Source organism: Brevibacterium permense (assembly GCF_025506275.1).
GTDB lineage: Bacteria > Actinomycetota > Actinomycetes > Actinomycetales > Brevibacteriaceae > Brevibacterium > Brevibacterium permense_A.
The window spans coordinates 1-22,721 of sequence record NZ_QYCP01000063.1 but is presented as its reverse complement, the minus strand read 5'-3'; the positions used below and the strand labels follow the sequence as shown (position 1 = coordinate 22,721).

The window sequence follows — 22,721 nt, the reverse complement described above, 5'->3', positions numbered from 1 at the left end:
GCATTGGGAGTGATCGGGCCGGCAGAGTGGGGCGAGGGGGAATGTCGGGCGGGCTGGCGTAGGTCGGGAGAGGCAGACCGGCATGAGGTTCGGCACCTTGTGCAGGATTCTTGGGCATTCGCCACCGTGCATCACTAGAGTAGTGAGAGACAGCCGGAGTCAGAGCGAATGGTGCACAACGTGTCGAACAACCCCAACTACCGCCCGAGCGATCCTCCCCAGGTCGGCTCGCAGCAGTTCAACAACAACTATGGGTCCCAGCCGCAGTACGGTCAGGGACAGTCGGGCCAATACGGATCCGGTGCGGGTCAGTATGGGTCGGGTGCCGGACAGTATGGAGCCGGTGCCGGACAGTATTCGCAGGGACAGTCGTATGGGCTGCAGAACTCCTATGGACAGTCCGGCGCCTACGGTCAGCAGAACTCGTACGGACAGTCAGGCGGATACAGCCAGCCCGGTGCCTACAGCCAGCCGTACGCCTACGACGCCTACAGCCAGCCGGGCGCCTACGATGCCTACAGTCAGCCGATGACCTACGGCGTGCAGCCGGTCTTCGTCCGGCCCGCACCCAACAAGATGGCCGTGTGGTCGATGTGGATGGGCATCGCCGGTATCGGCGGCGGATTCGTCTGCGGCCTGCTGTCGCTGATTCCGGTCATCGGCATCATCTTCAGCATCATCGCAATGTTCCTGTGGATCGCACCGGTGCTCGCCGTCATCTTCGGCCACATCGGCCTCGGCCAGATCAAGCGCACAGGCGAAGAAGGTCGCGGACAGGCGATCGCCGGGCTCATCATCGGCTACGTGACCATCGCCCTGGGACTCATCATGGCGGTCGTCATGATCGGCATCCTGGGCATCGGCTTCTTGGGCATGATGAGCAGCTACTGAGCTGCGCCGGGTGACCTCGGCGCTGCCCCGGGTGACTTCGGCGGACGGCCGAGGTCACGCTCGATTCGGACGGTCGGGCCGCTCTGCACTTCCCCGAAATCGACTGCCCGGGGCGTAGCGTGCGCCCCAAGGCCACACGGGTACGGGACGGTCGGGCCGCCTCGGCGAGGGGAACCTGCAACCTGTGGTGCAGGACTGCAACACGATTCGGCCGCCGCGCTCGCTGCACGTGGGTAGCGTTGATGACAGATATCGGGACGCCCGTCTAGGACGGCCCCGAAAAGACTCAAAGATCAACGACAGCCAGCGGAACGGAACGGACATGAACACTCGCGTACTGCCCCTCGGGAAGACCTACACCGGATCGAAGGGTTCGGTCCACGCCCCCGTCGCAGTACACACGCCCGCACCGGTTCATACTCCGGCCCACTCTCCGGCCCTGGTCCAGGCTCCCATGACGTACGGAAACCGAGCACCGGTCGTCGTCTACCAGCAGGTGGCGCCGACGAATTCCTCGTCGATCGTCGCGCTGGTGCTCGGCCTCATTTCGTTCATCTCATCGTTCTTCTTCCTCGGCTTCGTCGGCATCATCTTCGGCCACATCGCCCGTTCGCAGATCAAGGCCCGCGGGGAGCGCGGCAACGGAATGGCCGTGGCCGGGCTGTGGCTGGGGTACCTCAGCGTGATCTTCTGGGTCGTGTTCTGGCTGCTCTACTTCGGCGTCATCGCGCTCGTCATCGGCGCCTCGATCGCCACTGGAAACGCAACCGTCAGCTGAGGATCGGGATTCCGGGAAGCCTGCCCCGGCAAACGATCTGGCGCACGGCCCCAACGTCCGACACATGCGCCCGCACCAACGTCCCGCCCCGCCAACTGTGATTGACCTGTAACCGCCCTGCCTTTTGCCGCCACCGACGACTCTGTACCGTTGAAGGCAACCACAAGGAGACTTCGCCATGAGCAGCCAGAACAACTGGAACAATCCGGACATGTACTACCAGCAGCCCCAATCGAACGCGGGCGGCTCATACGGTGCCCAGTCCTACAGTCAGAACAACGCCTACGCGGCGAACGCGCAGTACGCCGGCGGACCCGGGTACGTGTACCAGCAGCTGCCACCGACGAACGTGCTGGCCATCGTCGGCATGTGCGCCTCGATCTTCGGCGTCATCTCATCGATCTTCATCGGCGGCATCGCCGGCATCATCATGGGCCACATCGCCCGCAAGCAGATCCGCGAACGCGGAGAACGCGGCGACGGCATGGCCATCGCGGCCCTGTGGGTCGGCTACATCGGCACCATCCTCTGGATACTCTTCTGGGTCCTCTACGTCGGGGTATTCGTCCTCATCTTCGGCGCGGCAATGGTCGGCGCGGGTTCGACCAGTTGAGTTCAGACTCCTTCGCGTCCTCCGGCCAGGGTGCCGATACGGATCTTGGGTTCGGTGACGGCGACAACCTCGCCGAGGCGGCCGGCCACGGAGCCGACGACAACCCCACCGAGGCGGTGCCGTCCGACGACATCGACCTGACCGATGACGCGGGGCCAAAAATCGATCCGAACCTCACCGGCGGTCGACTGATCCTGGTCGGGACTCCGATCGGCAACCTCGGCGATGCGAGCCCGCGGATGCGGGAGGCCATCGAAACTGCCGATGTCATCGCCGCCGAGGACACGCGACGGTTCCTGTCGCTCGCGCAGCGACTCAACCTCACGCACACGAAGCGTGTCATCAGCGTCTTCGACCACAACGAGGGCCACCGCGCCCCCGAACTCGTCGACATCATCGCCGCTGGTGAGACCGTTGTTCTGCTCTCCGACGCGGGGATGCCCGCCGTCTCCGATCCCGGCTACCGCGTGGTCAAGGCCTGCGCCGAGGCGGGACTTCCGATCACTTCGACACCGGGGCCGTCCGCGGTGCTCATGGCTCTTGCTGTCTCTGGACTGCCGAGCGACCGCTTCAGTTTCGAAGGGTTCCTGCCGCGCAAGTCCGGGCAGCGCAAGACCCTGCTGACCGAACTCAAGGCCGAGAAGCGGACGATGGTCTTCTTCGAAAGCCCGCACCGCATCGCCGATGCGATGGACGACTTCGCCGAGATCATCGGCGTCGACCGGCCCCTGGCCATCAGCCGCGAGCTGACGAAGACCTACGAGGAGACTCTGCGCGGAACCGTCGGTTCACTGCGCGATCAGGCCGCCGAGGGTCTGCGAGGGGAACTGACCCTCGTGCTCGCCGGTGCCACCGAGGTCGAAACGGCTCCGGAGGACCACCTCGGTGAGGTCAGCGCTTTGGTCGACTCCGGAGTACGTGCCAAGGATGCAGCTGGACAGGTGGCGAAGAAGTTCGGCCTGTCCAAGCGCGATGTCTACGAGGCCTGGCTCCACCGCGACTGACACGACTCGTGTGCAGTGGGCTGTGGATAGTCAGTAGCCCAGTTTTGGGTGGATAACCCATGTCGGGAGGTGGGCTATCTACCTCAAACTGGGCCATCAGCGCGGTTGAGATACTCCCCAAACGAGCCTGGTGCGAAAGGCGCGATCTGCCGAAGCCGGTCGACGACTCGACTCGAACGCTGACGCTTGTTGATTGACTCTTTACTGAGGCGTTGTAGCCGTGTGGACACCGGAGCTGATTCCACAGCAACAGGATTGAGCATTGCTGAATCAACGCGGATTTCGGCAGTGTGCCGGCATGAAGAACAATGTCGTGTATTTCAAGGACCTTCGCAATGCTGGAGCCTCAACGGCAGACATCCGCAGCGCTTTGGGCTGCTGTCTGCGAAAGCTCTCTCGTGGAGTCTATTCGGTCGTCAGAAGTTGTGAAGTCCGTGCCCACCGATATCTCTCTCCCTTCGCCACGGACTCAGCTTGGATGACGTATCACGAGGAGGGACGCGACAAGGAGCGGTCCCAGCATCGCCGATACGAGGCGAATCTGAAATGTCTTCAGGTCCTCCACTACCCTCACTATCGGGTCGGAGACATCGTTTTCGGGATCTCGGCGGCCCGGCTGCACAGAATCGGTATGTTCGACGAGCCGGACGAACCAGTGTCGGTGTTCCACCCCGTATCAAGCACCAAGTCACCCGAGCTGATCAGGCGACGCAGAACAATCGCAGCTGATGACGTCTGCGAGGTGGAAGGGCTTCGCGTTACATCTCCGGCTCGAACTGCTTTGGATCTGCGAGCCGAACTCGGCAATGCTGCGGCGTTTGCCGCGATGGAGCAGGTGGTCAGACGGCATCTTCTCGGCGACGACGAAGATCTGATCTTCAAGCTCGGGTATCCGGCACATCTGATTGACGAGGTTCCGGGTGCAGTCGCAGCTCTGTTCGCAGCGTCTATTGCCCGCCTGGCACGGGGTGCAAAGGTGGCCACGAGACTGGTCTCACTCGTATCACCGTTGTCCGAAAGCTATGCGGAGAGCAGAGCCTCCTTCAACCTGCATCTTCTGGGTCTGCACGACTTCGTGCAGCAAGTGAACATTGCCGATGGCAGTCGACTTCTCACGAGACTCGACTTCCTGTTCCGTGACGATAGAGTCGCACTCTACGTCGATGGGACGGAGAAGTACGTTGATGGCGGCTTCGACGTCATGAACAAGGAGAGCCGACAGCACAATCGTCTGCTGGCGATGGGCTATAAGATCGTGCGCTTCAAATTCAATGAAGTTCTGGACCCGAAGACCTTCGGACAGAAGCTCTTCTTTCAGGCACCTGAGCTACGTCGTCGATGTGGAAAACCGCTGGTGCTGTGAACTGGTGTCCAGGTGCGAACTGTTTCAGCCCAGTCCGAGATGAGCAGCCCATCTTCAAACGTGGGCTACTCACCGCAAATTGGGCTATTCGCGAATCCTCGGCAAAAACTCGCTTGGGTCCACCAGCACCCGCCAGTGCGCGCCCGCCGCGCCGCGTCCCTTAGACTGAGTTGCCTATGGGTTACTACTTGACGACAGCGATTGCCTACCCCAACGGGGCCATTCATATCGGGCATGCCTATGAGTACATTGCGGCCGACACGATCGCCCGGTTCAAGCGACTGGACAATCACGAGGTCTTCTTCGCCACCGGCACCGACGAGCACGGACTGAAGATGCTGCAGGCGGCGAACAAGCTCGGCATCACCCCCAAAGAACTCGCTGACGACAACGCGAAGAACTTCCGCGACACCCAGCTCGCCCTCGGCTCGACCTTCGACCGGTTCATCCGCACCACCGACGAAGACCACTACGCCGCCTCGCAGGCCATCTGGCGCAAGCTCGAAGAAGCCGGCGACATCTACCTCGACACCTACGCGGGCTGGTACTCCGTGCGCGACGAGGCCTTCTACACCGAGGACGAGACCGAGGTCGTCGACGGCGTGCGCCTGTCCAAGGAGACCCGCACCGAGGTGACCTGGACGGAAGAGGAGTCCTACTTCTTCCGCCTCTCGAAGTACCAGGACAAGCTGCTCGACCTGTACAAGACCCACCCCGAGTTCATCGGCCCTGACTCCCGCCGCAACGAGATCGCCTCCTTCGTCGCTTCCGGGCTCAAGGACCTCTCGGTCTCCCGCACCACCTTCGACTGGGGTGTACCGGTGCCCGGCAACGACAAGCACGTGATGTACGTGTGGATCGACGCCCTGACGAACTACCTCACCGCCGCCGGCTACCCCGATGACCAGGAGCGCCTGTCCAAGTGGTGGCCCGCCGACGTCCACATCATCGGCAAGGACATCATCCGCTTCCACAGCGTCTACTGGCCAGCATTCCTCATGAGCGCCGGCATCGAGCTGCCCAAGCGCGTCCACGCCCACGGCTTCCTCTTCAACGCCGGCGAGAAGATGTCGAAGTCCGTCGGCAACGTCGTCGACCCCCTCGACCTCGTCGACGCCTTCGGCCTGGACACCTTGCGCTTCTTCCTCTTCCGTGAGTTCTCCTACGGCCACGACGGCTCGTACACGAAGGACTCGATCATCACCCGCAAGAACTCGGACCTCGCCAACGAATACGGCAATCTCGCCCAGCGTTCGCTGTCGATGATCCAGAAGAACTGCGACGCCCAGGTTCCGCAGCCGGGTGAGCTCACTGAGGCGGACGAGAAGCTCCTCGCCCTCGCCCGAGCCGTACCCGACACCGCTCGGCGCCACGTCGACACACAGGCTCTCCACCTCTACGTCGAGGCCTGCTGGAAGGTGCTCTCGGAGGCCAACCGCTACTTCTCCGCGCAGGAGCCGTGGAAGCTGAAGAAGACCGATCCCGATCGCATGGCCACCGTGCTGTGGGTGACGATCGAGGTCGTGCGCATCATCTCCATCCTCATCCAGCCGGTCATGCCCGAATCCGCAGGCAAGATCCTCGACCTCCTCGGCGTTCCCGCCGGCGTCGGTGAGGCTGGGGCGAAGGTCCTGCCGACCGCTGTCGACTCCGGGTCCGGCGCCGAGGCGATGGGATCCGTATCCGCGAGTGCGGCCATCGGCGTCGCCGCCGGTGCCGCCTACGCTTCGGCCGCCCTGGCGCCCAATGTCGCCGAGGCCGCTGCCGGTGGCATCGCCGCCGCCGAGGCCGACCCCCGATCGTTCGCGGCCGTCGAGTTCCCGCTCGAGCCGGGCACACCCCTGCCGAAGCCCGAACCCGTGTTCCCGAAGTTCGTGGAGGAGACCGAATAATGGCCTCGCGCGCCGCCGGAACCTATCCACCGGTGCCCGAACCGCTGACTCACCCCATCGTCGACACCCACACCCACCTCGACATCTGCACGGGTGTGCGGCTGCCGCTCGGCACCGGCGAACCCGCACCCGAGGTGACCCCGGACGCGGACGAAGAGTTCCCTTCGCTGGATTTCTTCCATGACACCGCCGCCGAGGCGGGGGTCCGTCGCATCGTTCAAATCGGCTGCGACCTTCCGGCAGCCCGATGGACGGCCGCGCTCGTGGCTTCCCAATATTCAGGCACCCCCGCCGAGGCGGCCGACCCCCGCACCGTGCCGACTCCTCCTTCCGGAGGGCGGACGTGGATGATCGGCGGAGCGGCCCTGCACCCGAACGAAGCTCCGCGACTGGCCGAGCGCGGCCTGCTCGACGACGCGCTGACCGAGATCGAATCGCTCGTGAGTGCGCACGATCGTATGCGTGTGGTGGGGGAGACCGGTCTCGACTACTTCCGCACGGCAGAGGAGGGCGTTGCCGAACAGCAGCGCTCCTTCCGCGCCCATATCGAGATCGCCAAGCGCACCGGACGCGCCCTGCAGATCCACGATCGGGAGGCGCACGCGGATGTGCTGCGCATCCTCAAGGAGGAAGGCGCTCCCGAGGTCACGATCTTCCACTGCTACTCCGGTGATGAAGCGATGGCCCGCGAATGCGCGGCCGAAGGCTATTTCATGTCCTTCGCCGGCAACCTCACGTTCAAGAACGCCGACGAGCTGCGGCGGGCCGCGGCGGCCGCTCCGCTGGAGCTGCTGCTGACGGAGACCGACGCACCCTTCCTCACACCGCACCCGCATCGCGGGAAGCCGGGAGGTCCCTTCCTCACCGCGATCACGGCGCGGAAACTCGCCGAAGTGCGCGGGATGAGCGAAGAGGACCTGTGCGCGGCCGTGTGGACCAACGCGGAGCGAGCCCTCGGCAGCTGGGACTGACGTTCCAACCGACGGCAGGCTGGAACCGACACTGGACCGGACCACGCCTGACGGTCAGTGAGCGAGGCTACGGGACGTGGGGCCGCCTCGGCGGGGAAATATCACGATCGGGAATGCCCCGGAAACACGGGGAACTCCAGGTCAGGAGGGCCCTCAGGAAACTCACACCGTTACATTTCCGTGATATTTTGCGAACCGTGTAACGAATCGGTTACAGTGATCAGGTCGATAAACTCTGCTCAGGGATATATTTGTGATTGATTTTCTGAAGAACCGCAAGGTTCAGATCGCTGCACAGGCGGTCGTGATCACCGGACTCGTCGGTGGCACGGGCGCAGTCGTGACCATGAACAAGCCCGTGACCTTGGAGGTCAACGGACAGGCCGAAGAGATCCGAACCTTCGGTGGAACAGTCGGGGACATCCTCGACAGCCATGAAATCGATGTCGATAAGCGCGACCAGGTCAAGCCCGGAGTGGGCACCAAGGTCGACCGTGACATGACGATCACCGTCAACACGGCGAAGAAGGTTGCGCTGTCCGTCGATGGCAAGAAGACGAACGAATGGACCAACGCGAACACTGTGGGTCAGGCTCTGGCCGACCTCGGGGTGGACGCGAAAGGTGCCGACCTCAACGCGAAAGCCGGCCAGCGCCTGAAGGACAAGGGCAATGACATCGAGGTGACCACGTCGAAGGACCTCACCGTCGTCGCCGATGGCAAGGACCACAAGGTCTCTGCCGCCGTGGGCACCGCGAAGGAAGCGCTCAAGGACACGGGAGTCAAGCTCGACAAGGACGACTTCCTCTCCGTGCCGATGTCCGCCGAGGTCTCAGACGGCCAGGTGCTGACCGTCAACCGTGTGAAGAACGACACCGTCAATGACAAGCAGGCCATCAAGGCCAAGGTCGAGACCAAGAAGTCCGATTCCCTCTATGAGGGCGAGACCAAGGTCGAGACCGAAGGCAAGGACGGCGAGAAGCAGGTCACCTACAAGGTCAAGACGATCAACGGCGAAGAGGTCAAGAAGGAGAAGAAGGACGAGAAGGTCCTCTCCGAACCCAAGACCAAGGTCGTCATCCAGGGCACCAAGAAGAAGGAAGAACCGGCCGACACCGGCGGTTCCGACTCGGGTGATTCCGGCGATTCCGGCGATTCCGGTTCGGGCGACTCCGGTGACTCGAGCACCGGCGGCGGCTCCGGCGGTGGCGGCTCGATGAGCACGGCAGAGATCAAGGCCATGCTCGGTGGGCCCGGCACCAAGTGGTACTCGGTCGTCGAGTGCGAGTCGAACTTCGACCCCAAGGCGTCGAACGGCACTCACTTCGGCCTCTTCCAGTTCCTGCCTTCGACCTGGGAAGCCATGGGCGGCAGCGGCAATCCGTCGGATGCCAGCCCGCAGGAGCAGTTCCAGCGTGCCAAGAAGCTCCAGGCCGAAGCCGGCTGGGGACAGTGGGCCTGCGCCTGATCTGAGATCAGGTTCGCAGTAGCCGACTGAGCGCCTGTATAAGCCATGAACTCTGGCCGCCATTGACAACAGATATCGACAACTGAGCTGAGGCGGTCAGCACGGAGCGTGGGCCCCGAGGAGAGATCCTCGGGGCCCACGCTTTTCGGCACCGGCACCACACCCGCAGAGCACCCAATCTGAACTTTCGCCCAGAGCATGACGAATTGTTGGCACTCGAGTTGACCGAGTGCTAAGAGCGTTCTAGAGTCAGAATTAGCACTAGCACTCATTGAGTGCCAGTTTTATGAGACGGTCGAATCGCTCGGCACCCGCGACGACGAGAGGTTCATGGCATAAGCCGCCGTCTGACTCGATGAAATAGAACCCAGCGAAGGGAGAGGGCCCGATATGTCGGTCTCCATCAAGCCACTCGAAGATCGGATTGTCATCCGTCAGGTCGAAGCAGAACAGACTACCGCCAGTGGTCTGGTCATTCCCGAAACCGCCAAGGAAAAGCCTCAGGAAGGCGAAGTTGTCGCAGTGGGCCCGGGCCGCGTTGCTGACAACGGAAACCGCGTGCCGGTCGACGTCGCCGTCGGCGACAAGGTCATCTACTCCAAGTACGGAGGCACCGAAGTCAAGTACGCAGGCGAAGAGTTCCTCGTGCTCTCGGCTCGCGACGTGCTCGCCGTCATCGGCTGAATCCCCTGAACAACTACTTCACTGACAGGAGGACGAATGCCTAAATCATTGGAATTCAACGACGAAGCCCGTCGTGCACTCGAAAAGGGCGTCAACACCCTGGCCGACACCGTCAAGGTGACGCTGGGACCCAAGGGCCGCAACGTCGTGCTCGACAAGAAGTGGGGCGCTCCCACCATCACGAACGATGGTGTGACCATCGCTCGTGAGGTCGAGGTCGACGATCCCTACGAGAACCTCGGCGCACAGCTGGCCAAGGAAGTCGCCACCAAGACCAACGACATCGCCGGTGACGGAACCACCACCGCGACCGTTCTCGCTCAGGCCTTCGTCAACGAAGGACTGCGCAACGTTGCCGCTGGTGCCGCACCCGGACAGCTCAAGCGCGGCATCGAGACCGCCGTCGAGGCCGTTTCGCAGCAGCTGGGCACGATCGCCCGCGAAGTCGCCGACTCCTCGGAGATCGCACACGTCGCCGGTCTGTCGGCTCAGTCGCCTGAGATCGGCAAGCTCATCGCCGATGCCTTCGACAAGGTGGGCAAGGACGGCGTCATCACGATCGACGAGTCGCAGGCCGCGTCCGTCGAACTCGAGATCACCGAAGGAATGCAGTTCGACAAGGGCTTCCTGTCGCCGCACTTCGTGACCGACGCCGATCGTCAGGAGGCTGTGCTCTCCGACGCTCTCATCCTCATCAACCAGGGCAAGATCTCCAACATCCAGGAGCTCCTGCCCGTCCTCGAGAAGGTGCAGCAGGCCGGCAAGCCGCTGTTCATCATCGCCGAGGACATCGAGGGTGAAGCTCTGTCGACCCTGGTCGTCAACAAGCTGCGCGGAATCATCAACGTCGCCGCCGTCAAGGCTCCCGGCTTCGGCGACCGTCGCAAGGCCATCCTCGAGGATCTCGCCGTCCTCACCGGTGGCCAGGTCGTCACTCCGGACATGGGCATGAAGCTCGACCAGGTCACCCTGGAGGAGCTCGGCAACGCCCGCACCATCACCGTCACCAAGGACAACACCACCATCATCGATGGTGCCGGTGCCGACGATGCTGTTGCCGGTCGTGTCGCTCAGATCCGCGCCGAGGTCGAGAACACCGATTCCGACTGGGACCGTGAGAAGCTGCAGGAGCGCTTGGCCAAGCTCTCCGGCGGTGTCGCCGTCATCAAGGTCGGCGCCGCCACCGAGGTGGAGCTCAAGGAGCGCAAGCACCGCGTCGAAGACGCTGTGTCCGCTACTCGTGCCGCCATCGAAGAGGGCGTCGTCGCCGGCGGCGGATCGGCTCTGATCCACGCTGCGAAGGTCCTCGACGGCAACGACCTCGGACTGTCCGGTGACGCACTCACCGGTGCCGAGATCGTCAAGCGCGGAGTCGTCCAGCCGCTGCGCTGGATCGCCGCCAACGCGGGCCAGGACGGCTACGTCGTCGTCGCCAAGGTCCAGGACCTCGAGTCCGGCCAGGGCTACAACGCCGCCATTGACGAGTACGGCGACCTCATCGGCGCCGGAATCATCGACCCCGTCAAGGTCACCCGTTCGGCACTGCGCAACGCCGCTTCGATCGCCGCCCTGGTTCTCACCACCGAGACCCTGGTCGTCGAGAAGAAGGAAGAGGAAGACGAGGCCTGAGCGACCCGCTCGGACGTCAGTCACCTCTGACTGCGACAGTGGCCCGGAACATCACGTTCCGGGCCACTGCTGTATTCACCCTCGCCTGGCAGTCAGTGAGGCGGCACAGCGTCGCCACGGGGTGTCGTCGACGCAGGTGACTGCCCAGTTGGGTACACCCCACTCTGAAATGCACAGCGAAGAACCTGGTCATTCCGGAGAGGGGTGTGCCAAAGAGCCTGCTTCGTCTGAGGATGTGCCATGGCCGTGAGCACTCTCGAGCTGGCTGCGCAGGCGGGCGAGGTCGCCGCGGACCATGTCTGCGTCGCGGTCGAACTCGGCATCATCGACACCCGGCAGACGATAGAGGGTGAAGACCACCTCGGCGCCGGTGCCGTTGGCGAGCACCCGCAGGGGATTGTGCACGATCGTGCCGTCGGGGAAGATCACGTCGTGATCGAGGATGCCCAGCTCCGTGTACGGGCCGAAGCGGACCTCGACCTCACCCATCGGGGAGTCCGTGATCCAACGGCCGGCCGCCTCGCGGATTCCGTTGCTCAGCCCCGCGGCCCAGGCCGGAAGGTTCGCGGGATTGCCGGCGAAGGCGGCCACCTCGGCGGGGGAGGCGTCGATGGACGTCGAGAGGTGGAGCGCGTCATAGGTCATCTCCCCAGTGGATCACAACCGGGCGAAAGCGGCCAGAGCACCCGCCGCACACAGCTGGCTCTCACCTACTGGCCAGTCGCTTTTCATGTTTCTGAGCGCGGATTCTCGTTAGTCTGGAAATGACAGCTTGCACCGACGCATGAGGGACTCTATGACCACCGGCCCAACGATGCCCATCGCCCGTCTTCGCGACGTTTCGAAGGTCTTCGATCCGAAAGGGGCCGCGGTCACGGCTCTCAGCGGAGTCAGTCTCGACATCGCACCGGCCAAGCTGACAGCGGTGATGGGCCCCTCGGGTTCGGGGAAGTCGACACTCATGCACGTCCTCGCCGGACTCGACCGGCCCACCTCAGGCACGGTCCACCTCGGCGAAGAGGAGATCACGAAGCTTCGCGACGACGATCTCACCGCACTGCGCCGTCGCCGGATCGGATTCGTCTTCCAGGCGTTCAACCTCGTCCCCACGCTCACCGTCAAAGAGAACATCCGCCTGCCCCTCGAGCTCGACGACCGTCGGCCCAATGCCGACGAACGTGCCTGGATCACCACGGTCGTCCACCGCCTGGGGTTGGAAGACCGACTGAAACACCGCCCCAACGAACTCTCCGGCGGCCAGCAGCAGCGCACCGCCATCGCCCGAGCCCTCGCGACCCGCCCCGACATCCTCTTCGCCGACGAACCGACCGGCAACCTCGATGCGAAGTCCGGCCGGGAGGTCATGGCGATCATGGTCGAGGCCGTCCGCGACTTCGGCCAATCGATCGTGCTCGTCACCCACGACCCGATCGTCGCCGCCCACGCCGACCGCGTCGTATTCATCGCCGACGGCACCCCGGTGACGGAACTGAACGACGCCATCAGCGCCGAGGCGATCGCCGCGACTATGCTCGACATCGACGAACGCGCCGAAACCGCGGCGAGCCGATGAACCCGCTGCGCGAAATCAGGACCAACCCGCGGCAGTTCTTCCCCAGCGTCCTCGTCGTCTTCATCGCCGCACTCTTCGGCACCGCGATCATGCAGGGAATCGCGATCCTGACGGCGTGGCTGTCGTCGGAGAAGATGATCGCCGAATCCGAGACCGCACAGAACCTGCTGTCGATGGTCGGCTTCACCTTCTTCCTCATCGCCCTCTTCGTCTCCGCGATCGTCATCGCGAACACGTTCTCGATCATCATCGCCGGGCGCAGCCGCCAGCTGGCTCTGCTGCGCCTCATCGGGGCGTCGTCGAAACGGCTGCGCAGGGTCGCCTCGGTGGAGGGCCTGATCATCTCCGTCCCCGCCGCGGTGCTCGCCTTCGCGGCGTCGACCGGACTGGCGCGTGTGGCACAGAACTACCTCGGCAACGCCATCACCGAGGAGGTCGCCCTCCTCACCCCGACCATGGCCGTTCCCGCGCTCGCCACCATCATCGTGACCTGGCTGTCGGCGTACCTGGGTGCGCGCCGTATCACGGGGATCTCCCCGATCGAGGCGACCTCGCAGACGGTGGAGGCCCGCCCGGAGGATGCCCGCGCGTCGCTCGGCGGCCTCACCGCCTCGCTTATTCTGCTGTCCATGGGGCTGACGTTCCTCGTCAACGCCGTGATCGGGGCCGCCGATCATCGGATCAGCCTGATCAGCGTGGTGCTCACCGCACTGGGGTCGAGTCTGACCTTCCTCGGCGTCATCATCGGTCACCCGTGGATCCTGCCGCCGCTGCAGGCGGCGATCGGCTGGCTGTGCGGGCGCACCGCGGTGTCCCGCTTGGCCGCCTCGACGATCGCCCGCCACCCCACCCGCAACGCACGCACGGTCATCGGTCTCGTCATCGGCATCACGCTCATCGTCATGTTCGCCACCGCCATGACCACATTCCGCGATCAGCTTCTGCGGTATGCGCGCTCCCTCGGAGAGGAAGGTTGGGGCGGCCTCGAGGACGCGCTGGCCACCGTCATCGACAAGTCGATGCTGTTCGCGCTGACCCTCATCCTCTTCTCCGTGATCATCGCCGTCATCGGCGTCGCGAACACGCTCATGCTCTCCGTGCGCCAGCGCACTCAGGAGATCGGGCTGCTCATGGCGCTCGGCCAGACCCCGAAGCGTGTGCGCCGCATGATCACAGCCGAAGGCCTGCAGCTGAGCCTGACCGCCTGCGTCGTCGCCGTGCCGCTGGGCATCGGCTTCGGCTGGGTCGGAGCGCTGACGCTGCTCTCACCCCTGCTCGGCCTCTTCGCGCCGAGCGTGCCCTGGGCGGTCGTCATCGCAGTCGTCGCCGGCACCCTCATCGCCGTGTTCGTCGCCAGCCGCGAACCCGCTCGCGCGGCCACATCGATCACCCCCGTCGAAGCCCTCGAAACCGTGTGAGGTGCGGGACCGGAGGACGGCCCTCGCCGAGGCGGGACCGGAGGAGTGCCGCTCAGCCGGCAGCCACCTCGCTGCGCAGCTTGTGCTTGAGCAGCTTGCCTGAGGGGTTGCGCGGCAGCTCATCGACGGTGAGTACTTCGCGCGGCAGCTTATAGCGGGCGAGCTTGTCGGCCAGGTGGTCACGCAGCTCTTCGACGTCGAAATCCTCCCCATCGGTGGTCGTGATGAAGGCGACGACCTGCTCGCCCCACTGCGGATCCGGCTTCGCCACGACCGCGACATCGGCGACCCGTTCGTGGGTGATGATAGCCTCCTCGACCTCGAGCGAGAACACGTTCTCCCCGCCGACGATGATGACGTCCTTCGAGCGGTCGACGATATAGAGGTATCCGTCCTCGTCGAGTCGGGCGAGATCGCCGGTCTTGTACCACTCGCCCTCGAAGGCCGCCTCGGTGGCTTGGGGATTGCCGAGGTATTCGCGCATCCTGGTGTCACCGGCAAACCAGATCTCGCCGGTCTCACCGGGACCTGCCTCGGCGCCGTCGGCTGTGACCACGCGCATGGCGTTGCCGACCATGGCGTGTCGGCCGACGGATCCGGCCTTGCGCAACTGATCCTCGGGCCCGAGCAGGCACCCGGTCGGACCCATCTCGGACATGCCGAAGAGGTTGTAGAACTGATTCGTCCCGTAGGCGTCGATGAGCATGGTGGCCGTCGAGCGGTCGATCGGGGCACCCCCGTAGTTCCAGCGGCGGATGGACGAGAAGTCGAAATCGGAGAAGTCGAGGCCGAGCTTCTTTGCGGTCATGATCGGTGCGACATACGCGACGGTGGGTCCGAAGAACGTCGTGATCTGCTCCGCGGCGATGATCTGCATCGAGTCCACCGGGTGATACGTCCGCTGGAGGACGACGGTGCCACCCATCTGGATGGTGGGGATGAGTGCAATGTTCAGCGGCGCCGAATGCCAGATCGGCATGCAGATGAGGTACCGGTCGTCGTCGCGGTAACCCATGTTGAGGTTGATGAGGGTGCCGACTTGGAAGATATTGCGGTGCGTGTGCACGCAGCCCTTCGGTGAGCTCGTCGTGCCGGAGGTGTAGAGGATCTGCGCGACCTGTTCATCGGTGAAGTCCCCAGGGTCGGCCTCGGCTGCGGCATCGAGCTGGACATCGAAGCTGCCCGGGGCGCTGGGTTCTGTCTCCAGCCAGGTGATGTCCGGTGCCCCGGACCGCGCGACTTCGGCGAGCTCGGTGCTGACGATGCCGAGCTTCGCTCCCGAATGCTCGATCGTGTACTTGACCTCTGGGGCTTGGAACTTGTGGTTGACCGGTACGACGGTCGCGCCGAGGTACCACGCGCCGAAAGCTGCGAAGACGAACCCCGGGACATTCACCGTCATGATGCCCACGGCGTCGCCGGGCCGGATTCCGTTGTCGCTGAGCACCTGCGCCGCCTTGAGCGCCCGGTGCCGCAGCTCGGCGTAGGTGAAGCGCTGATCCTCATAGACCACGGCTTCCTTGTCCGGGTTCCGCAGGACGGTGGTGTCGAGCATGGTTCCGAGCTTCATTGCTTCTCCTTGTGACGAGTGTCATACTGAGAACAATTGAACCACGATTCATTTCTTTGCGGAAGCGACGTCACCACAGTGATGAAACGTGGAAGAAGCCGATGATCTCCGGGACCGTCCGTCGCTGGTGTTTCTTCGGTGGTCATCTGCTGGTGACAGACCTTCTGACGATCCGAGGTGAGGATGGCGTATCGCGCAACCCAGCGTACTCGGGCCAATGCCGAGGCGCGTCGGGCCGGCATCGAACGCGCCGCTCGACATGTCATCGCCCGCGGAGGATTCGCCTCGGCGAGTGTGGCCGCGGTCGCCGTCGAGGCCGATTGCAGTGCCGGGTCGATCTACACGTACTTCAGCAGCCGAGACGAGCTGCTGCGGCTGGTCTTCGCGCAAGCGGCCGGCCACGAGCTGGAGGTCATCGCCGGTACCGTCGCCGAGGCGGCCACTGCCTCGCAGATCGCCGAATCGACTGTCGAGGTCTTCGTCCGCCGCGCCGCGGCCGGCCGCAGGCTCGCCCACGCGCTGCTGCTCGAAGAGGTTCCCGAGCCGGTGCAGAGCGAACGGCTGCGGCTGCGCCGCGGATATGTCGCCGCCATCGGGGCAGCCCTGGACCGGGTGGGCGGCACGCAGATCCCCACCGAGGTGATCGCCCGTTCGATCATCGGAAGCGTCGGAGAGAACCTCGTCGACATCCTCGACCCGGCCGCTCCGAATCCGAGCCCTACGGAGATCGAGACTCTCATCAGGGCACTGACCACGTTCACCCGATCCGCTTTAGGAGAACCATGACCACCACGCCCGACACCACCGCGAACTCCGCAGTCACACGCTCCGCAGAACCCGCGTCGGAACCCTCCATCCCACGGACTACGCATACGGTGTTCAACCAAGCGCCGCCTCGGCGAGATATCAACGAATTCACGCTGAATACGGCCCTGAAAGGCGCGCTCGCCCACTATGCGCCGGGTGCCTCGCACGATGAGCTCGAACGCATCGGGGCGCTCGTCGGCAGCGCCGATTTCATCAACGACGCACGCTTGGTCAACGTCCACGGGCCGGTGCTGCGGACCCACGACGACTGGGGCAATCGCGTCGACGAGATCGAATTCCACCCGGCTTACCACCGGATCATCGGTGATGCACTCAACGCGGAAGCGCACTCGTACGCCTGGACTCATCCCGGGCCGGGAGCCAACGTCGAGCGTGCCGTGCGGTTCATGCTCTTCTCCCAGATCGAACCCGGCCATGCCTGCCCGGTATCGATGACGCATGCGGTCGTGCCGTCCCTGCGCGTCGACTCCGCTCTCGCCGATTTCTGGGTGCCGCGTGCCACCGCGGCCGGCTACGATCCGCAGAGGGTCGACCCGGCGACGAAGTCCGCAGTGACGTTCGGTATGGCCATGACGGAGAAACAGGGCGGATCGGACATCCGCGCGAATACCACCACTGCGGTCCCGTCCGGCGGCCACTACCTCATCACCGGACATAAGTGGTTCTGTTCGGCTCCGCAGTCGGACGCATTCCTCGTCATCGCCCAACTCGATGAGGGGCCGAGCTGCTTCGTCGTGCCCCGTGTGCTGCCCGGCGGTGGCCTCAACTCGGTGCGCATCCAGCGGCTCAAGGACAAGTTGGGGAACAGATCCAACGCCTCCTCTGAAGTCGAGTTCGACGCCACCGAGGGGTGGCTGCTCGGGCAGGCGGGCAAAGGAGTGCGCACGATCATCGAAATGGTGGCTCAGACTCGACTCGACTGCGTCCTCGGTTCGACGGCGGGGATGCGCCAGTGCGTCGCTGAGGCGGTCTGGCACGCCCGTGGGCGCGCGGCCTTCGGCGCCAAGCTCATCGACCAGCCGCTCATGCGCGCCGTCATCGCCGACCTCCAACTGGAGGCGGAGGCAGCCACCCTCACGGCGCTGCACCTGGCTGCGGCCTATGATGACGACAGCGCCGAGGCGGCCGACTTCCGCCGCCTGGCGACGGCCGTCGGCAAGTACTGGATCTGCAAACGCGGCCCCGAACATGCCTACGAGGCGCTCGAATGCCTCGGCGGCAACGGCTACACAGAGTCCTTCCCGTTGGCTCGCCGCTACCGGGAGCAGCCGGTGATGGCGGTGTGGGAAGGCTCCGGCAACGTCATCGTCCTCGACGTGCTGCGCGCCTTGGCTCGCGAGCCGCGGAGTGCGAAGACGTTCCTCGGCTTCCTCGAGACCGGTTTGGGCAAGCACGCTGATTTCGACGCGGCTTACGAGTCGCTGGCCCGGTCATTGCAGGAGGCGGCGCAGGATCTGGGCTCCGGGGATGCGGCGGCACAGGCGGCGCTGCAGGCCAGAGGCCGAGTTCTCGTGGAGAAGATGGCGCTGCTCATGCAGGCGGCGATCCTCTTCGAATCCGCCCCGGACGAGGTGGCGGCCAGCTTTGCCGCGGCCCGACTCGGTGCCGACCGGGGCCGCGAATACGGCGCCCTGCCCGACGGAGTCGACATCGACTTCCTCATCAACCGGGCGTGATCGGCAACGCCGCGGCGAAGCGCATTGACCGTAGCGCATTCGTTCCAGGTTTCGGTATAGGTTGCTCTGAATTTCACAGCGAGGAAGGTGGGCATTTCAGAGAGGACGATACCAATGTCAGCCTGCCGGCGGCTGGGGCGGGATGGGAAGCGGGGCAGTCCTCGGAATACCTGTGGCTTCAGCCGCGGCGGTGGGCGGAGACGCACCGGCGGCGGTCGATGCGCATGACCCGGCCGCGGTTGCGCAGGCGACGCTGAACGCAGTCCGGCCGACTGTCGAAGTCCGGTCGCGGGATACGGGTGACCACGGCCGGTCTGTGCTCGAGACCGAATGGGTCGGCCTCCCACTCCGGGGTGCGGCGCGCCCCGAACTCGGACGTTTCGATGAACGCCCGGAACTCCTCGACAAGCCGTTCCTGCATGTCATAGAGGCTCTCATCATTCCCAGGGAAATCGAGGAGGACTTCTATGGCCTCCCCGGCGACGACGATCCGCGCGAGAAGTCGACGCTCATCCTCGGTATCGCGAAGCATCGCTATGCTGTCCCACTCGTAGTTGGCGAACATTCCGAGAACGATCGGAGTGACGACCTTCTCGCAGAGCACATCCTGCGTAAGTTCGATGCGGTCCATGTGTCCCACCATAGGTCCTCGTCGGTCGGGAATTCGAAGGCGTCTCGGAGTTTTGCGGAAACCGCTGCCGATCTGCGGTATCCGGCAGACGTCGTGCGGTTCGGCACCGGTGCATCGCGCCCGCGACGACTGCATCGCGCCAGCGACGGCGGTTCCAAACCCTGCCTCCGGAATTGCGGGATCGGCTGCACGGCTGTGGGAACCTGCCGCATAGACTGGTCGAATGCCCCGCAGTCCGCTCCCGCCCCGAGAGGGAATCTCGGCGACCGCGCTGCGTGCACCCGGTGGCAAGGCCACCCATGCGAAGAACCACCTGCCCGTTCCCGCCTCGATCGGGGAGTGGCTCGAATCCGAATTCCCCGAGGCGGCCCCCGAGTCCCGTCGTGCGCTGTTGACTGATGGGGATATGCGCGACGAGGCGGGGCACCCGGTGGCCTGGGACGATCCGGTCATTCCCGGCGGGTTCTACTTCTTCCACCGCCCGGTCCCACCCGAAGTGCGGATCCCCTTCGAGGTCGGCATCGTGTTCGAGGATGACGACCTCCTCGTCGTCGACAAACCCCATTTCCTCGCCAGCACCCCGAACGGACGATTCGTCCGAGAATGCGTCGTCACTCGTCTGCGCGTCCATCTCGGCCAGCCCGATCTCGTTGCCATCCACCGACTCGACCGGATCACTGCCGGCCTGCTGGTCCTGTCGAAACGGCCCGAGACGCGCGGCCGCTACCAACGGCTGTTCCAAGACCGCCGAGTCAGCAAGACCTACCGTGCGCTGGCTCCGGTGCCGCCGCCGGAGCTCGCTTTCCCGCTCGTTCGGGAATCGCGCTTGGTCAAGCCCGTCGGCGGCCGTCAGGTCCTCGAAGTCGAAGGGGAACCGAACGCGATCAGTCGGATCCGCCTGTTCCGGACCATCGACCCACCGCACGCCGAGCCGCTGCGCGGTGACACCGATACTGCGGGATCGCCTCGGAGCGCCCCGTACGAACGGGCGGGGGACGGAAACGGAGCATCGCCTCGGCGAGGGGCTGCCGAGTACGAACTGCAGCCGGTCACGGGAAAGACCCACCAGCTGCGGGTGCACATGAACGCGCTCGGTCTGCCCATCCTCGGTGATCCGGTCTATCCGGTCGACCTCGCCCCGGACCCCTACGACTTCACGTCACCGCTGCAGCTGTTGGCCGCGGAGATCGCCTTCGACGATCCGCTGACGGGTCTGAGCCGACGATTCGAGACCGGACTCGAACTCGATCCGACCGCGGTCGACTCCGATCCGGGCGAAACCCGGTAGCCTGGTGTTATGAGTCCACACGCCCCCGGATGCACTTCAGAGGCCATCGTCGCCCTTGTCCGCGCCCGCATCACCGACGGCGAGTACCCGGCCGGAAGTCCGGTTCGCGATGGTGCCCTGGCCAAGGAGTTCAACGTTTCGCGCAACACCGCCCGCGAATCGCTGAGCCTGCTGCGCCACGCCGGGCTGCTCACTCAGGAACCCAACCGGGGCTTCTTCGTCTCCACCTTCGGCATCGACGAGCTCAAGGACCTCTACCGTGCCCGCCGGGTCTTCGAGATCCGCGCCGTCCAGGAATCGCAGGACGCCACCGACGAGGCGATGGCCGCCGTCGAAGCCTCCGTGGTCCGGGCCGAAACCGCACCGAAGAACGAAACCTGGGCCGACGCTCAGGAACACTCGGTATCGTTCCACCGGGCGATCGTCGGACTCCTCGGCTCACCGCTGCTCGACGAGTTCTACCTCAACCTCATGGCGCGGCTGTCGACGACATTCTCGCGCTCGCCCGAACCAGGCAAATACCACTCGCACTGGGCGAATCCGCACCGAGACATCCTCGAGAAGATGAAATCCGGCGATCGGCAGGGAGCCGAAGGACTGCTGCGCATCCACCTCGACGACTCCGAAGCCTCGACGCTCGACCTCGCACGGTCAGTGGGGGAGGGGCGCTAGAGGCGAATCCGACAGCCATTCCTGTGTAGTCAGTCTCACAGTGCCCGGTGCTTGAACCCATAGCGGTCGACTCTCTCGCTCCGATAGCATTGAGCCACCGTATCTTCGCGTCGAAAGGCTGTCTTCATGGGAAACCCTGAGCAGGAATCACAGACCGCAAACGATCCGTTCTCGCTGACGGGACTCACGTATGACGATGTCCTCCTCCTGCCAGGCGACACCGATGTCATCCCTTCCGAAGCCTCCACCGCCTCCCGGCTGACAAAGGAGATCGAGCTCAACATTCCGCTCGTCTCCGCGGCGATGGACACCGTGACCGAATCCCGGATGGCGATCGCCATGGCCCGCATCGGCGGCCTGGGCATCATCCACCGCAACCTCTCCGCCGAGGACCAGGCGAACCAGGTCGACTACGTCAAGCGCTCCGAATCGGGCATGATCAACGACCCGCTGACGATCACTCCGGACAAGACTCTGGAAGAACTCGACGAGATCTGCGGCAAGTACCGCATCTCCGGACTGCCCGTCGTCGATGAGAACAATGTGCTCGTCGGCATCGTGACCAATCGCGACCTGCGCTTCGTCACCCGCAGCGAATTCCCCACACGCACCGTTGCCGAGACGATGACGAAGATGCCGCTGGTCACCGCGCCCGTCGGCGTGGCTGCTGAGAAGGCGTTCGAGCTGCTCGCCGAACACAAGGTCGAGAAGCTGCCCCTCGTCGATGACAACAACGTCATCCAGGGCCTCATCACCGTCAAGGACTTCGTCAAGACCGAGGAATACCCGTTGGCCACCAAGGACGACGAAGGTCGCCTGCGCGTCGGTGCCGCCGTCGGATTCTACGGAGACGCCTACGAACGTGCAGGAATGCTCGCCGAGGCGGGAGCCGACGTCCTCGTCGTCGACACCGCCAACGGCCACGCCCGCGGAGTCACCGACATGATCAAGAAGATCAAGTCCGACCCGGCGTTCTCCGCCGTGCAGATCATCGGCGGAAACGTCGCCACGAAGGAAGGCGCGCAGGCGCTCGTCGAGGCCGGAGTCGACGCCGTCAAGGTCGGCGTGGGACCCGGATCGATCTGCACCACCCGCGTCGTCGCCGGTGTCGGCGTCCCGCAGGTCACCGCCGTCCACCTTGCGGCTCAGGCCGCTCAGGCCGCCGGGGTGCCGGTCATCGCAGATGGCGGACTCCAGTACTCCGGTGACATCGGCAAGGCTCTGGTCGCCGGTGCCGACACCGTCATGCTCGGCTCCCTGCTGGCCGGCTGCAACGAGTCTCCGGGCGAACTCATCTTCGTCAACGGCAAGCAGTACAAGGCCTACCGCGGCATGGGTTCGCTGGGCGCGATGGCCCCGCGCAAGGGCAAGTCGTATTCGAAGGACCGTTACTTCCAGGCCGATATCGCCACCGACACCGACCTCATCCCCGAGGGCATCGAAGGCCGAGTCGCCTACCGCGGTCACCTCAAGCAGGTCGCCCACCAGCTCACCGGAGGCCTGCGCCAGACGATGTTCTACGTCGGCGCACGCACCGTCGGCGAGCTCAAGGCCAAGGGCAAGTTCGTCCGCCTGACCACGGCAGGGCTGAAGGAGAGCCACCCGCACGATATCCAGATGACCGTCGAGGCCCCGAACTACGTCGTGAAGTGACGTAGGCAGGCACCTCTCTGACAGAGGGGTCTCTGGTCGATGGGAAGCCGCAGCTTCCGCGTTTGCGCGGAGGCTGCGGCTTACTTCATGAGGGGGCTGGGGAGTGGGGGTTTCTGGCG

Annotated in this window: 20 protein-coding genes; 17 read left to right on the top strand and 3 right to left on the bottom strand. The window is 64.5% G+C overall.

Annotated elements, in window-relative coordinates; genetic code table 11:
- Window positions 1-180 precede the first annotated feature (180 nt).
- The 10 genes from D3I60_RS02045 to groL all read left to right on the top strand — a co-directional run bounded on the left by D3I60_RS02045 (window position 181) and on the right by groL (window position 11,293).
- On the top strand, window positions 181-891 hold the full coding sequence (locus tag D3I60_RS02045; protein WP_262774488.1) for a DUF4190 domain-containing protein: 711 nt from the start codon (window positions 181-183) through the stop codon (window positions 889-891).
- 322 nt (window positions 892-1,213) lie between these two features.
- Window positions 1,214-1,669, top strand: a complete 456-nt coding sequence (locus tag D3I60_RS02040; RefSeq protein WP_262774487.1) for a DUF4190 domain-containing protein — start codon at window positions 1,214-1,216, stop codon at window positions 1,667-1,669.
- A gap of 178 nt (window positions 1,670-1,847) precedes the next feature.
- Window positions 1,848-2,282, top strand: coding sequence for a DUF4190 domain-containing protein (locus tag D3I60_RS02035; RefSeq protein ID WP_262774485.1), 435 nt, complete (start codon window positions 1,848-1,850; stop codon window positions 2,280-2,282).
- 137 nt (window positions 2,283-2,419) lie between these two features.
- Entirely contained in the window at window positions 2,420-3,286 is an 867-nt protein-coding gene (gene rsmI / locus D3I60_RS02030) for a 16S rRNA (cytidine(1402)-2'-O)-methyltransferase (RefSeq protein WP_440588550.1), read from the top strand.
- Window positions 3,287-3,584: 298 nt separating this feature from the next.
- On the top strand, window positions 3,585-4,649 hold the full coding sequence (locus D3I60_RS02025) for a hypothetical protein (protein ID WP_262774482.1): 1,065 nt from the start codon (window positions 3,585-3,587) through the stop codon (window positions 4,647-4,649).
- Between the two features lie 176 nt (window positions 4,650-4,825).
- Window positions 4,826-6,541: a methionine--tRNA ligase gene (gene metG / locus D3I60_RS02020; RefSeq protein ID WP_262774481.1), complete on the top strand. Its 1,716-nt coding sequence runs from the start codon at window positions 4,826-4,828 to the stop codon at window positions 6,539-6,541.
- Window positions 6,541-7,512, top strand: a complete 972-nt coding sequence (locus D3I60_RS02015) for a TatD family hydrolase (RefSeq protein ID WP_262774480.1) — start codon at window positions 6,541-6,543, stop codon at window positions 7,510-7,512. Before metG ends, D3I60_RS02015 begins: the two co-directional genes overlap by 1 nt.
- Before the next feature lie 253 nt (window positions 7,513-7,765).
- Window positions 7,766-8,980: a ubiquitin-like domain-containing protein gene (locus tag D3I60_RS02010; RefSeq protein WP_262774479.1), complete on the top strand. Its 1,215-nt coding sequence runs from the start codon at window positions 7,766-7,768 to the stop codon at window positions 8,978-8,980.
- Window positions 8,981-9,370: 390 nt separating this feature from the next.
- Window positions 9,371-9,664 (top strand): co-chaperone GroES, encoded by a 294-nt coding sequence (groES, locus tag D3I60_RS02005; protein ID WP_039209993.1) that lies wholly within the window; start codon window positions 9,371-9,373, stop codon window positions 9,662-9,664.
- Window positions 9,665-9,700: 36 nt separating this feature from the next.
- On the top strand, window positions 9,701-11,293 hold the full coding sequence (groL, locus tag D3I60_RS02000) for a chaperonin GroEL (RefSeq protein WP_262774476.1): 1,593 nt from the start codon (window positions 9,701-9,703) through the stop codon (window positions 11,291-11,293).
- A gap of 189 nt (window positions 11,294-11,482) precedes the next feature.
- Here groL and D3I60_RS01995 read toward each other — a convergent pair whose 3' ends face one another.
- A complete protein-coding gene (locus D3I60_RS01995) occupies window positions 11,483-11,938 on the bottom strand; it encodes an SRPBCC family protein (RefSeq protein WP_262774474.1) in 456 nt (151 codons plus the stop codon).
- 151 nt (window positions 11,939-12,089) lie between these two features.
- Here D3I60_RS01995 and D3I60_RS01990 point away from each other — a divergent pair, with 151 nt between their 5' ends.
- The gene (locus D3I60_RS01990) at window positions 12,090-12,866 is read left to right on the top strand and encodes an ABC transporter ATP-binding protein (protein ID WP_262774473.1); all 777 of its coding nucleotides are present in this window, start codon (window positions 12,090-12,092) and stop codon (window positions 12,864-12,866) included.
- Entirely contained in the window at window positions 12,863-14,284 is a 1,422-nt protein-coding gene (locus D3I60_RS01985) for an FtsX-like permease family protein (RefSeq protein ID WP_262774472.1), read from the top strand. The genes D3I60_RS01990 and D3I60_RS01985 overlap by 4 nt, the downstream gene beginning before the upstream one ends.
- Before the next feature lie 52 nt (window positions 14,285-14,336).
- On the opposite strand, the gene D3I60_RS01980 is transcribed toward D3I60_RS01985, so the two are convergent.
- On the bottom strand, window positions 14,337-15,854 hold the full coding sequence (locus D3I60_RS01980) for a class I adenylate-forming enzyme family protein (protein WP_262774471.1): 1,518 nt from the start codon (window positions 15,852-15,854) through the stop codon (window positions 14,337-14,339).
- Window positions 15,855-16,037: 183 nt separating this feature from the next.
- Here D3I60_RS01980 and D3I60_RS01975 point away from each other — a divergent pair, with 183 nt between their 5' ends.
- Both D3I60_RS01975 and D3I60_RS01970 read left to right on the top strand, forming a co-directional pair.
- Window positions 16,038-16,640, top strand: a complete 603-nt coding sequence (locus tag D3I60_RS01975) for a TetR/AcrR family transcriptional regulator (RefSeq protein ID WP_262774469.1) — start codon at window positions 16,038-16,040, stop codon at window positions 16,638-16,640.
- Window positions 16,637-18,358, top strand: coding sequence for an acyl-CoA dehydrogenase family protein (locus D3I60_RS01970; protein WP_262774468.1), 1,722 nt, complete (start codon window positions 16,637-16,639; stop codon window positions 18,356-18,358). The genes D3I60_RS01975 and D3I60_RS01970 overlap by 4 nt, the downstream gene beginning before the upstream one ends.
- Window positions 18,359-18,536: 178 nt before the next feature.
- On the opposite strand, the gene D3I60_RS01965 is transcribed toward D3I60_RS01970, so the two are convergent.
- On the bottom strand, window positions 18,537-18,989 hold the full coding sequence (locus D3I60_RS01965) for a hypothetical protein (RefSeq protein WP_262774466.1): 453 nt from the start codon (window positions 18,987-18,989) through the stop codon (window positions 18,537-18,539).
- Window positions 18,990-19,212: 223 nt separating this feature from the next.
- On the opposite strand from D3I60_RS01965, the gene D3I60_RS01960 reads away from it, so the two are divergent.
- From D3I60_RS01960 to guaB, 3 genes are all read left to right on the top strand, one after another.
- A complete protein-coding gene (locus D3I60_RS01960) occupies window positions 19,213-20,277 on the top strand; it encodes a pseudouridine synthase (RefSeq protein WP_262774464.1) in 1,065 nt (354 codons plus the stop codon).
- A gap of 9 nt (window positions 20,278-20,286) precedes the next feature.
- The gene (locus D3I60_RS01955; protein ID WP_262774463.1) at window positions 20,287-20,949 is read left to right on the top strand and encodes a GntR family transcriptional regulator; all 663 of its coding nucleotides are present in this window, start codon (window positions 20,287-20,289) and stop codon (window positions 20,947-20,949) included.
- 126 nt (window positions 20,950-21,075) lie between these two features.
- Window positions 21,076-22,602 (top strand): IMP dehydrogenase, encoded by a 1,527-nt coding sequence (gene guaB, locus D3I60_RS01950; protein ID WP_262774461.1) that lies wholly within the window; start codon window positions 21,076-21,078, stop codon window positions 22,600-22,602.
- The last annotated feature ends 119 nt before the right edge of the window (window positions 22,603-22,721 follow it).